Raw genomic sequence first — 12,155 nt, 5'->3', positions numbered from 1 at the left:
CGCGGGGCTTCCCGTCTAAAACCTAAACGCGGGCAGTATCGGCGGGGTTGTGGCGATCGCGCGAGCGATCCTTTGCTAGTCGGTAGGGTGAGGGAGCGGCAACTTAGGGCAACGAGGTAGGACAACGGGGGGGGGTGTCGAGAGTCATTAGGTTTGCTTAGAAGCGCACGCCAGATCCGCACTTACATCTGAAGCGATTATGACGTTAGTGCTTCGTGACGGAAGCTAGGGCAGTGATTAATGCGGCAAGAGAGGGTGTTCTCTAAATGTCGTAGCTTGCAAGCAGAGGCTTGCAAGCTACTTGTCATTCCAAATAAGGTTGCCGCTGTTCGTCTCCTCAAGCTCTTCGTTGTGGTAGCCGGTGTAGTTGTAAAAAATCTGATCGGTGTATAGCTCGCGATCGCGCGAGTCATTAATGCGGTCGCTGTAATAATCATCTACTTGCTTATCGACCTCCATTTCCTTGAGGCGCTGTTGCAAGCTTGCGCTGTCGGCACTGAACAGCGCTTTACGGACCTGACCGTCTTGAAGTGCCCCAAAGACAATCGATGGTGGTAGCCCTCCGAAGGTAATTGGCGCTCCACCCGCGAACATCAAGGCTACCACTCCAACAAGCAAAATTAGCGGATAGGGAACTACCACATCCTGCTTGCTACGAGAGCGCATCCTGACCGACGGTAGTCTTCTTGCCTTCATAACCCCATTGCAGCAGAACCACAATCACATTATTCGAGCTTAACCAACAAACTGAAGTGACCTGGAACGGGACGAGCTGTGATGTGTCATTCGCTACCATGGAAATATAGAGCGAGCTCGCAAAAATCTGAAGATACCCTTGGCGGAATATTTGCTGAAGATCTTTGGGTCAGAACAGTCCCGCGATCGCACGCACTCTTAGGTGTCGATTCTTCACAAAAAAACATAGTGTGCGCCCAAATAAAAAACTAAAACGGCAACAGTAACGATCGTCCAACAGTCCCGCATTTTGCAAACACCCGCAGGCAAAATCTTATACGTGCCAACGGCCAGTGCAACAAGTCGGGCAGCTCTTTGCCGTGTCGGGGTCCTTCTCCTCGCGCAACCGCCAATTTGGCAAAAGCAGTAAGTCGCCGTGCGATTTCAAAAAACATCCTAAAATCCGGCTATAAATATACCCGCCTCACGCAACTGAACCGCTTGACTGCTCGGTGCAGAAGGTGTTTAGGGGTTTGTGTTCTTATCGATAGGATGGAGCTAAGCAGCAATTCCCATCCACACCCCACTCGCTTAGGCTCTCGAGCTAAAACACCCTTGTCCCTTGTGCAAGCCCCCATTTGTTCGATCGGCAACGAACTTGAGCGATCTGTCTTAAAGCATGAGGCGTGGATATTCCTCATGCCATGACGTCCTACTCGAAAATTCAGAATTTGACCACGAAAAAAATTTGGGAATTTTAGCAGTCGAGTGATGTCCCAGTTTACTTATTCTGTGTTTCTGGAAAGCGGGCCTGGAAGGATTCGAACCTCCGACACCGTGGTCCGTAGCCACGTGCTCTAGTCCACTGAGCTACAAGCCCCTATCGCCGTTCTATCGATGCAACGGTTCATAATATTAACACAGGTTTTTGTAATGAGACAATCCGACCAACAATTGCTTACCCACCTCGATCGTGAGGGTGCTGCCCGAATGGTAGACGTTTCCGCGAAGGCAGCAACTCGACGGACGGCAATTGCAGCTGGGGAAGTGCAGATGCGCCCGGAGACCCTCGCGGCGATCGCCGCAGGAGATGCACCGAAGGGCGATGTGCTGGGGACGGCACGCTTGGCTGGCATCATGGCAGCCAAGCAGACGGCCAATTTGATTCCGCTATGTCATCTGCTACCGCTTCAAATGATTGACGTTCGGCTCGATGCCGATCCAGGGCTTCCGGGCTACCAAATTCGCGCAACGGTGACGACTACGGCTGAAACTGGTGTGGAGATGGAGGCGCTGACAGCCGTCTCAATCGCAGCTCTGACGTTATACGACATGGTCAAGGCGCTGGAAAAATCCGTGCAAATCGGCCGCATCCGATTGCTGGAAAAGTCCGGCGGGAAATCCGGCGACTACAAATCGAGCGATCGCAACGCAAGCAGCTAGCAGGTCACAGCATTGCATTCTGACTGCAAATGCGGACGAACCACCGGGAGTGCAGCCTTAATCTTTGGCGCTGGATGCCGGGCTGGCATTACTTTCAAACGTGAGTTGGGATAAGCCAGCACTCTCATGCCCCCTTCAGCTACCTAGCGATCCCCAGCCTTAGCAAGTTCCAAACCCTTAATCCTATGTTGAAATGGTTCAGAAGAGTCTCCCAGCCCGAACTCACATGTCTAAAGCGAGTCGCGTGTTTCCAACGTCCGATCGATAGAGGAGCATCCTTTGCGGCCGAAGTTAGTGGAGAGTTGATGCACGAAGTGGCGGACCAAAACAATCGGGTTCTGCAGCCGAGTTAGCGGCAAGCTGTGCTTAGCAATACAATGTTGAGCTGTCCAGCAGCAAGTTGTCCAACAGTCAGTTGTTAAGATGTTGGGTGGGATTTTGCAGGGTAAAGATTGCGATGTGTATTGGCGGTGTCTTCCCCGCTAATTAATACCACTACGCTCTGTCGGATGCAGGTACGGTTGACAGCTCGCATGATTGCTGGCTCAAACCCCAGGCTATCCAACTGTTTTGCAAAACTCTCGGAAACTCTTGAGAGGCTCGGCAATCTGGCGGGCTTCTCCCCGGAGTCTATCCGCTCAGAATGCCGCAGTGAGGGCGCGTTGCGATGACGACAACTTCGACTACGAAACCCATCTACAGCAACAAGCAAATTGCAACTTGGCTGCGCGGCCTGCTGACGATTGCCTGGTCCGACGGCGACTTTGCCGAGTCGGAAAAGGCCGCGATCGCGGAGCTTACCCAGTCGCAGCTCGCGCCGACGGCCGACCTCGGCGACCTCAACCCGATCTCGCCGGAAGAGTTGGCGACCGTGTTTGCCGGAGATCGAAATCTTGCCGAGAACTTTATGCGGACGGCGGTTATGGTGGCGATCGCCGATGGTATTTATTCCCAAGCCGAAGCCAATATTCTCGGACAATTCGGACGCGCGCTGGACTTAGACATGCGTGCACTGAAGTCTTTGGAGCATACTCTCTGCGAGGCAGAAACGGGCGAGCCGATCGGTGTTGCCGTGCAACCGGGCGCCGGCGACGGGTTCGGACCGGGGGTGTCACCTCACCCGCACTCGGACATCCTGAACCCAGTCAAGGATTGGCTCGATGGCATGGAGGTCCACGATCCTCGCGTGGCTAGATTTTTGGCTAAGATGATCCCCTCTCAATGTCCGTTCGAGCGCGACGTGAAGCTGTTCGGCCGCAAGGTCGTGCATATCCCACCGCTATGCAAGCTCAATCCGCTTTACGACCAACTCGTAGGGTTAAGATTTCGGGCGCTGTCGTACTTAGCTGACGACTGTCAGGAAGATGTGACGCCGTATCTCTAGCGGCCAACCACTGCCAGCGCCCGCGCCCTCGGTCGACCGCTACCGACGGCGATCGCACCCTTGAAATGTCCGCGAACTTCTCCGAATCTAACTGCACCCTATGCAATTTATCGACCTGGCCGAAATTGAGGTCGAAGCAGGCAAAGGCGGTGATGGAATCGTCGCCTTTCGCCGCGAGAAATACGTTCCCGCCGGCGGTCCGGCGGGCGGTAATGGCGGGCGCGGGGGCTCGGTTGTTCTCCGCGCGCAAACAGACCTACAAACGCTGCTGGATTACAAGTACGCCCACCGCTTTACCGCTGAAAACGGACATCGCGGCGGTCCATCCAACCGCACCGGCGCTAACGGGCGCGATCGCATCATTGCCGTACCTTGCGGTACGATTGCCTACGATGCCGACACTGACGAAGTACTTGGCGACCTTACCGAGCCCGACCAGTGCCTGTGCGTGGCCGCGGGCGGTAAGGGCGGACTCGGCAACAAACATTTTCTCAGTAACCGCAATCGAGCTCCGGAGCACGCACTACCGGGGCAACCGGGCGAAACCCGTCACTTGCGCTTGGAGCTGAAGTTACTCGCGGAAGTCGGCATTATCGGTTTGCCCAATGCGGGGAAGTCGACGTTAATTGCCGCGCTATCGTCGGCGCGTCCGAAAATTGCCAACTATCCGTTTACCACCCTGGTGCCCAACCTGGGCATCGTTCGCAAACCTACGGGCGACGGCACGGTCTTCGCCGACATTCCGGGGTTGATCGCTGGCGCCCACCAAGGTGTCGGATTGGGGAACGAGTTTCTCCGACATGTGGAGCGAACGCGCATTTTGATCCACCTCGTAGACGTGTCAGCCGCCGATCCGATCGCCGATTACCAAACTATCCAGCAGGAGCTGAATGCCTACGGACACGGGTTAAACGAACGCCCGCAGATTTTGGCGCTCAACAAACTCGATGCCGTTGAAGATACAGCTCGCGATCGCGCGCTCGCAGAGCTGCAGGTGCTGACCGGCAAAGTGTCGCTGGCGGTGTCGGCTGCAACGCACGCTGGGCTGGACGAATTGCTGCAGGTCGTTTGGCAAGTGCTGGACGAGCGGGCAATTGAAGCAACTAGCGCAGCTGGCAACCGACGGTCATTGAGGCGGTCGTGAGATAGCACGGCGATGAATGGCGCGCGCGATCGTCGGTGCTAACCTCTAGAGGCATTCGGGAGTACTAGGCATGCGACCGCCCGACTGCGAATCGATCGCCACACTGGCTGGTTCATTTGAACTGATTTTAGTTGATGCGGGCTTTTTGTCCCAGCTTTGAGAACGGAGACACACGCGGGTATGGCAGTCATTATCAGTACCGTCAACATGAAAGGTGGGGTTGGGAAAACCACGCTGACAGTTAATCTGGCGACCTGTTTGGCACAGCATCATCGCAAGCGCGTGCTCGTGGTCGATCTCGACTCGCAGATCAGTGCCACGCTAAGTTTGATGCCGCCTCAAGACTTTGCAAAAGTCCGGCGATCGCGACAAACACTCGCTTATTTGATCGACAAAGTGGTGCGCCCGAACGTCCGCCGCAAGTTTTCAACCCCCGACTTAGTTTGTTCGCAAGTTTGTGGCATCAGCGGGCTGGAGCTACTGCCGGGAGACATCGAGTTATACGATGAGTATCTTGTTTCGAAGATGTTGCACGAAGAGGCGATCGCGTCCGATGGCGTCGATTTCGATCGCACCTGGGCGTGCTTCGAGATCGAGCTCGTCCACACGATTCTGGACTCCGTTCGCAACGATTATGACTTTATTATCATGGACTGCTCTCCGGGCTACAACTTGCTTACGCGCAGCGCTATCGTTGCCAGCGATTATTATTTGCTGCCGGCTCGACCGGAACCGCTGTCATTGGTGGGTATCCAGCTGTTGGAGCGGCGTATAGCCCGCCTCAAGAAAGAACGCGGCGACGAACACGAGGGTATCCGGAAGTTGAGCTTGCTCGGTATCGTGTTTATCCTGTCTGGCAGCGGCATTCTCGGCCGCTACTACAAGCAGGTTATGAATCGCATCGAAAGCGACTTCGAACCGCATCAGGTTTTCGACAATCGCATTCCGATGGACGTTAATATCGCGAAAGCAGTGGACATGTTCACGCCTGCTGTGGTGGCAACGCCGAGTTCTGCTGGGTCGCGCGCATTCATTAAACTTGCAGAGGAATGCCTGGCAAAGCTAGCTAGCGATCGCTGACCTCCAGTGCAAGGTGCATCTGGATCTGTTAGCCTTCCAAGCAAAAGATCGGTCTCCAAAAGTCTATCGATTCATTCCACCTCCGCACGCCATCGTTGCTATGTCCGAATTACCGCCGCTTACAACCGATACAATCTGGGCGATTATCAACCAAAACCTCGACGACGCCACGGTCAACCAACTGGTCTGGGAGTCCTTGGGCTATCGCTACGACAACACGACCCGAATGTGGGACGCAGCGAACGTCGATCCAGAGTGGAGCGAAGCGTTTCCCAAACCACCTAACTTTATCGAGAGCCGTCCGGCGACTGTACGACTAACGCGATCGATCCCCAAGCCGAACAAACAGTTGCTCAAGGAAAAGCTCGGCTTTAAGGGCTATAAGATCGGTGAATTCGGGCCGCGAGAAACCCGCCGCGCCACTGTTGCAAATTGGTTGCTCGGCGTCATGCAAGATCGCGGTCTGCTGGATTGACTCCAAACACCACTCGAGCGCTGCGCCTGCATCAGGGTGTGCTTTGACAGCTGCCACCCCGAGCAAACTCATATGCCCCGCGTGCATCACCAGAGGAACGTGCGCGCTACAAACCACGCCAAGCGGTTGACTGCAACATTATCAAGGAAATCTCGACGACCTATCTGTCGGAAAAATTCTTTGATTTAGTATAGACCTATTAACTACTACGAGCAGAGAATAGCTCGAACGACATATCTTCGTTCGTTCGATTAGGGTCCAACATCTTTATGAAAATAGAGGGAGAAAAGAGCGCAATTTTATGCCCCCCTAAAGTAACTAAAGATGGATAACATTACTCGGCAGTAGTCTGCTCGGGATCGCCAGCAGGTTCGTCAACCGGTTTGCTCTGCGTCGCCTTGTGCCAATATATGCCGATAAAAACGTCGTAGACAAAGCCCCAGAAGTCCTTGCTCGATTGCAACAGACCCGCGCATTGCGGCGAACCTTTTTCGTCGAGAATATGGCGCGTGGCATGGTAAGCAGGTTCGTATTTGTACCAGGGAATCGCTGGCCAGAGATGGTGAACGAGGTGGTAGTTCTGCCCCAGAATCAGCAGGTTCAGAATGCGGCTCGGGTAGACGCGCGCGTTCTTCCAGCGATCGCGCTCCGCGAACGGACGGTGCGGCAAATAGTCAAAAAATAAGCCCAACGTCCATCCCACTACGAGCGCTGGCGAAAGCCAGTAGTTCAACAGATAAGAAAAAAAGTTGTAGTGCAACGAAAGTATCACGAGCGCTGCAATAAACCCGCGACAGAGCGCCCATTCTAACAGCTCGTAATTCCGCCAGAGTCGGCGCTTGAAGAAAAAGATCTCGTGGTAGAAGAACCGAGCGGGAATGAACAATAGCGGACCGCCCCGCGATACGTAATGATCGGGATCGTTTTCCGGGTCGTTCACGTGGGCATGATGCTGCAAGTGCACCCGCGTAAACACAGGATAGACGAACCCCAACACCAGGGCACTGCCGTGCCCGAGCGCGGCATTCAAAATTGGATTGCGGTGTGCCGCGCGATGGCAAGCATCGTGGATGACCGTCCCGGCCAGGTGGAGTGCAAGTGTGTCGATCCAGAAACACCACCACTTCGGCCAGTCCCACAACCAGTAACCGCCCACTGAGGCCGCAAAGATTGCGACTGAGGTTAAAAACAGCCACACTGTTGGATTCCAACCGCCCGGCGCGAGGACGAACTCGCGGGGCACCATCGAGGGCGATCGCTCCTTCACCGTTGCTTGCACGGACGCTACCTGCATGAACTCTCCTCAACCATTCCCGCGCGATCGTTAACTCGACTAGCTCGAGTTTCGCTGCTACTGCTGCGTTCGAACGATTCGCGCTGACCCGTTCGTTAAATAGTGTTGCATTAGATCGCCGTTCAGATCGAGAACTGACAATCGATCCCGCGCTCAACTCGCCACTTGCCAATCCGCCACGCCCGGCTGTTGCATCGTCTGCAGCTTCAGAAAATCGTGCGCGTGCATGATGTCGCTCAGCCGCACCTCGGTTTCTAGCAAGCATGCATGACCGCTATCCGGCAAGACAACCACCCGCGCGTCAGGGAGTACATTCGCCAGTCGGCCGGCTTCCTCAACCGACGGTAACAGGCGATCGCTACCACCCGCCAGCAAAAGTACGGGCAATTTCAAGCGCGCCAATGCTGACTCGGACAGGTCGAATCTCTCCAGCAGCGACAAGCGCCAGCGGACCGTCTCGGCCGGCACCGAGCGCATCGCCTCCACCAACGCCAAGCGATCGTCCGATGCCACGCGCTCGAGCGCGACTAGAAACGGTAAGACCAGCACCGCCGAAGCTTTGAATATCGACGCTGACATCCAGCGCGTCCCGGCAGCCCCCCAACTCAAAAACGGTCGCTGGCGAAATGACGACGCCGGGTTGACCAAGACCAACCGTGCGAACAGCTCGGGCGCGCGCGTTGCCACTTTCAGCGCCAAACACCCACCAAATGACTCTCCGCACAGATACACCGGGCGATCGCCGTCGCGCTCGGCATCGATCAGCTCGAGGACAGCGTCGCTCATGTCGTCCCAATTGCTTTGGTCGTCCCGAGCAAGTGCCAAGCAACGGATGTCAAAACAGCGCTCCAGACTGTTCGTCTGAGTGCGGAGCAGGGAACCCGTTCCGTCCATGCCGGGCAAAAAGACGAACAGCGGAGAATTCGGTCGCCCCTGCGCCGGTGTGAGGAAATACGGGGGTCGGTTTAGGGTGAATGTGGGCATAGCTATCGAGATCGATCGACGGGCTCTTGTGGATAAAAAGACCTGAAAATTCGGAAAAACAGTCGGCGCGAGTTCTGGCAGACATTTTTTGTATTCTTCGGCGCAGCAGCAGCGTCAGCTAAGAGATGTGCGGCCGAATCGGCAGCCGGCAACAGACGGCAGCCTTGCTAATTAACGGCAGCCCAGCACCAGCAATTTCCCGATTTCTTCGCGGCAGTAGTCGGATAGATCGCTGACGACGCGGTGCGCGCTGCGACCGTGGTAGCGGCGGTAATGGTGCGGCGCGATCCACACCGGCCGTCCCACCAACAGGTTCGCGCGCTGGTAGGTTGCGATCGGATGCCACTCCGGGCGATCGAAAAGCGGTTCGGTGTTGTCAAAGACTCGCAGCGCCCGCAAGGGCACGATCGGTCGCACGGTTTCCTCGCGAGCGGCGATCGCCACGGGGAGTACGGCCAGATTCGGGACGGGAGCGCGCAAGAGTAAGTGAGCAAAACCGCGCTGGAACGGACGCATCTGCGTCGGAGGGGGCGTTGCCACCATCGAGCGCGCGCCCTCGGGGAACACAGCAACCCACTGTCGAGAATGCAGCAACCCCGATGCTCGACGCAGAAAGTCGCTGCGGCGATCCCCGGGAGCAGCTAGCGGAAAACAGCCCAGCACCCGCACGAACTCGCGCATCACCGGTACTTCGTTCATGTAGTGATGGCACGCCGTCCGCAGTGATTTTTGCAAACCAACCATTAGCAGTGCTGGATCCATGAAGCTGCGGTGGTTGCTGACGACAACGACGGCAGACTCCTGAGGAATTCGGTTCTCGTAGTAGACTGACAGCCGCGTTCCCATCAATGCGACGAGACCGCGCGCGACCTGTAATGGGCTACCGAGGTGCCTGCCAAGTTGCATGAACCGAGAACCAGAATTCTTACTATTAGGTTAACTTTTCTTAAAAAACTTTTTCGATCTTAGCAAAGCCGACCCAAGTGCTTCTGGACTCGGTAACCTGCTCCGTGAGCGACCTTCAGAGTATTCGTTGCGGCTCCCCCAATGGCAACTCTGCCTGCGATAAACTCGCGCATTAGAATGTAGTAATAGATACCTATTCCTCCTGCTTGTCAAGGAAATAGGTCACGATATTGCAACGGATGGCGCTAGTTTGCCCCCCTGATTGCTCCGGGGCGGCAAGAACCTCGGCCGCGCGTTTTTGGCCAGAGCGTCAGGAACGGCATCCGTTTGCAGCCAACTCTCTCGACCGATCTCGAACGACTTTTAATGCCGCAGCTTTCCCGATTTTCCATTACCACGCCGCTCTACTATGTGAACGCCGCGCCGCACATCGGTAGCGCTTATACGACCCTCATTGCCGATACCGTGGCACGATTTGCTCGGTTGCAGGGTCGTCCAGTGTTGCTGATTACGGGAACCGACGAGCACGGTCAAAAGATCCAGCGCACGGCACAAGAGCGCGGCCTCGTGCCCCAGCAACAATGCGATCGCGTGGCGGCCAGTTTCGCGAGCCTCTGGAAGCGCCTTGATATTCAGTACGATCGCTTCAGTCGCACTACCGCGCCGCGCCATGCCGCGATCGTGCGCGAGTTCTTTCAGAGCGTTTGGGATAACGGCGACATTTACCTCGCGCGCAAGCAAGGCTGGTACTGCGTTGCTTGCGAGGAATTCAAGGAAGAACGCGAGCTACTAGACGGTAAATATTGCTCGATACATACCAACAAGTCTGTAGAGTGGCGCGACGAGCAAAACTATTTCTTTCGCTTGTCCAAATATCAGTCCCAGCTTGAAGCCCTATACCGCGATCGCCCGGACTTTATCCAGCCGCCGGCACGGCGCAATGAGGTCTTGAGCTTCGTCGAGCGCGGGCTCAATGACTTCTCGATCTCCCGGGTCAACCTCGATTGGGGCATTCCAGTGCCGACCGACCCCGAGCATACGATCTATGTCTGGTTCGACGCGCTGCTCGGGTACGTCACGGCACTGCTCGATCCTGCAGACGAACCAACCTTGGAAAACGCCCTCGCGCGATGGTGGCCGGTAGATTTACACCTTATCGGCAAAGACATCCTGCGTTTTCACGCCGTTTACTGGCCGGCCATGCTAATGGCAGCAGGACTGGACCTACCGCAGCGGGTGTTCGGGCACGGATTTCTGACCAAGGACGGGCTGAAGATGGGCAAAAGTCTCGGCAACACGCTCGATCCCCTAGCAATGGTCGATAAGTATGGAGCCGATGCTGTGCGCTATTACTTTCTCCGCGAGGTCGAACTCGGACAAGATGGCGACTTCAATGAAACGCGCTTTGTGAACCTGCTCAACGCCGAGCTGGCAAACGACCTGGGCAACTTACTCAATCGCACGTTGAAGATGGCTGGAAAGTACTGCGGCGGCAAAACACCACCGATCGCCGCGGTCGATATTTCTTCTGCCGACGCGCTCAAGCAGCTCGGCAGTAGCTTGGCAGAGCGCGTCGAAGATGCTTATCGCGCACTGATGTTTAACCGCGCTTGTCAAGAAGTTCTCGCCCTCGTGCGTGCCAGTAACAAATATCTTGACGATCGCGCGCCGTGGAGCCTTTATAAGCGCGGCGAACAAGCCGCCGTCGAACAAGTGTTGTATGCCGTGTTGGAATCGGTAAGATTGAGTGCGTATTTGTTGTCGCCGGTCATTCCCAATCTGAGTACCGAAATCTACCGCCAGCTGGGAATTGTGCTCGATTTCAACGACAAGACCGCGATCGCGCAGCCGGGGCTGTACGTCGAACACGCGCGCTGGGGAACCCTGGCACCAGACCAACTTCTAGGAGAGGCAAAGCCGCTTTTCGCTCGTTTGGAGCTCCCGACCGATGGCGCACTTTAAGAGCACTTTAAGAATGGTGCATTTTAGAATCGAGCGGGTACTTTCTTGCATAATCCCCACAATGTCTGCCGTCCCCTATTTCTTCGCTCCGTTTACGATCGCTTCAAGTTAGCCTTGCTTCATTTTTTTTGCTTTTTAACAAAACAAGAACAATAAAACCATGATCGATCGCTTAGACCGCGACCCCTTGTTCACACCGGAACAAACTTTAGATAACCGGGGACGCGTAGCCATTTTTATTGATGGCTCCAACTTGTTCTATGCTGCCTTGCAACTCGGCATCGAAATCGACTACACCAAACTCCTGTTCCGATTAACCGCCGGGTCGAGGCTACTGCGCTCGTTTTTCTACACGGGGGTGGATACAACCAATGAAAAACAACAAGGATTTTTGCTTTGGATGAGGCGGAACGGCTATCGCGTGATTGCCAAAGACCTCGTTCAACTTCCAGATGGCTCGAAGAAAGCAAATCTTGACGTTGAGATTGCTGTTGATATGATGGCACTGACCGGCTCTTACGATACGGCAGTGTTGGTTAGCGGTGATGGCGACCTAGCCTACGCCGTAGATGCCATCAGCTATCGTGGCGCAAGAGTAGAGGTGGTCAGCTTGCGCTCGATGACCAGCGACAGTTTGATCAACGTCTCCGATCGCTACATCGACCTCGACCAAATCAAGGAAGAGATTCAGAAAGCGCCGCGCCATCACCGCCATAGCAGCAGTTTTCGCGAGTTTCCCTCGTTGGTGCTCGACGAAGACAAACGTTCTTCCTAGGCCCGAAGGCGATCGCCCAACAGCTCGCGACTC

11 protein-coding genes and 1 tRNA gene are annotated in these 12,155 nt (G+C 55.4%); 7 read left to right on the top strand and 5 right to left on the bottom strand.

Annotated elements, in window-relative coordinates; translation table 11 throughout:
- Positions 1-297 precede the first annotated feature (297 nt).
- Both KR51_RS12690 and KR51_RS12685 read right to left on the bottom strand, forming a co-directional pair.
- Complete coding sequence (locus KR51_RS12690) at positions 298-642, bottom strand: hypothetical protein (protein WP_156915106.1); 345 nt, start codon at positions 640-642, stop codon at positions 298-300.
- Positions 643-1,481: 839 nt separating this feature from the next.
- Positions 1,482-1,555, bottom strand: a tRNA-Arg gene (locus KR51_RS12685).
- 53 nt (positions 1,556-1,608) lie between these two features.
- Here KR51_RS12685 and moaC point away from each other — a divergent pair.
- The 5 genes from moaC to KR51_RS12660 all read left to right on the top strand — a co-directional run bounded on the left by moaC (position 1,609) and on the right by KR51_RS12660 (position 6,201).
- Complete coding sequence (gene moaC, locus KR51_RS12680; RefSeq protein WP_022608320.1) at positions 1,609-2,118, top strand: cyclic pyranopterin monophosphate synthase MoaC; 510 nt, start codon at positions 1,609-1,611, stop codon at positions 2,116-2,118.
- A 667-nt stretch (positions 2,119-2,785) separates the two neighbouring features.
- Positions 2,786-3,502, top strand: a complete 717-nt coding sequence (locus tag KR51_RS12675; protein WP_022608319.1) for a Mo-dependent nitrogenase C-terminal domain-containing protein — start codon at positions 2,786-2,788, stop codon at positions 3,500-3,502.
- A 100-nt stretch (positions 3,503-3,602) separates the two neighbouring features.
- Positions 3,603-4,646: a GTPase ObgE gene (gene obgE, locus KR51_RS12670; protein ID WP_022608317.1), complete on the top strand. Its 1,044-nt coding sequence runs from the start codon at positions 3,603-3,605 to the stop codon at positions 4,644-4,646.
- A gap of 180 nt (positions 4,647-4,826) precedes the next feature.
- Positions 4,827-5,726, top strand: a complete 900-nt coding sequence (locus KR51_RS12665) for a ParA family protein (protein WP_022608315.1) — start codon at positions 4,827-4,829, stop codon at positions 5,724-5,726.
- Positions 5,727-5,826: 100 nt separating this feature from the next.
- A complete protein-coding gene (locus tag KR51_RS12660) occupies positions 5,827-6,201 on the top strand; it encodes a DUF1823 family protein (RefSeq protein WP_022608313.1) in 375 nt (124 codons plus the stop codon).
- 334 nt (positions 6,202-6,535) lie between these two features.
- Here KR51_RS12660 and crtR read toward each other — a convergent pair whose 3' ends face one another.
- The 3 genes from crtR to KR51_RS12645 all read right to left on the bottom strand — a co-directional run bounded on the left by crtR (position 6,536) and on the right by KR51_RS12645 (position 9,385).
- On the bottom strand, positions 6,536-7,495 hold the full coding sequence (gene crtR / locus KR51_RS12655) for a beta-carotene hydroxylase (protein ID WP_022608311.1): 960 nt from the start codon (positions 7,493-7,495) through the stop codon (positions 6,536-6,538).
- Between the two features lie 153 nt (positions 7,496-7,648).
- Positions 7,649-8,479: an alpha/beta fold hydrolase gene (locus KR51_RS12650; protein ID WP_022608309.1), complete on the bottom strand. Its 831-nt coding sequence runs from the start codon at positions 8,477-8,479 to the stop codon at positions 7,649-7,651.
- Positions 8,480-8,650: 171 nt separating this feature from the next.
- Positions 8,651-9,385: a lysophospholipid acyltransferase family protein gene (locus KR51_RS12645; protein WP_022608307.1), complete on the bottom strand. Its 735-nt coding sequence runs from the start codon at positions 9,383-9,385 to the stop codon at positions 8,651-8,653.
- A 366-nt stretch (positions 9,386-9,751) separates the two neighbouring features.
- On the opposite strand from KR51_RS12645, the gene metG reads away from it, so the two are divergent.
- Both metG and KR51_RS12635 read left to right on the top strand, forming a co-directional pair.
- Positions 9,752-11,347 (top strand): methionine--tRNA ligase, encoded by a 1,596-nt coding sequence (gene metG, locus KR51_RS12640; protein WP_022608306.1) that lies wholly within the window; start codon positions 9,752-9,754, stop codon positions 11,345-11,347.
- A 160-nt stretch (positions 11,348-11,507) separates the two neighbouring features.
- Positions 11,508-12,122 carry a LabA-like NYN domain-containing protein gene (locus KR51_RS12635; RefSeq protein ID WP_022608304.1) on the top strand — a complete coding sequence of 205 codons (615 nt, stop codon included), beginning with the start codon at positions 11,508-11,510 and terminating at the stop codon, positions 12,120-12,122.
- The last annotated feature ends 33 nt before the right edge of the window (positions 12,123-12,155 follow it).

The organism is Rubidibacter lacunae KORDI 51-2 (assembly GCF_000473895.1).
In the GTDB taxonomy this organism is placed as follows: domain Bacteria; phylum Cyanobacteriota; class Cyanobacteriia; order Cyanobacteriales; family Rubidibacteraceae; genus Rubidibacter; species Rubidibacter lacunae.
Note: the sequence above shows the minus strand (reverse complement) of the source record. Positions and strands in the feature narration are given on the sequence as shown.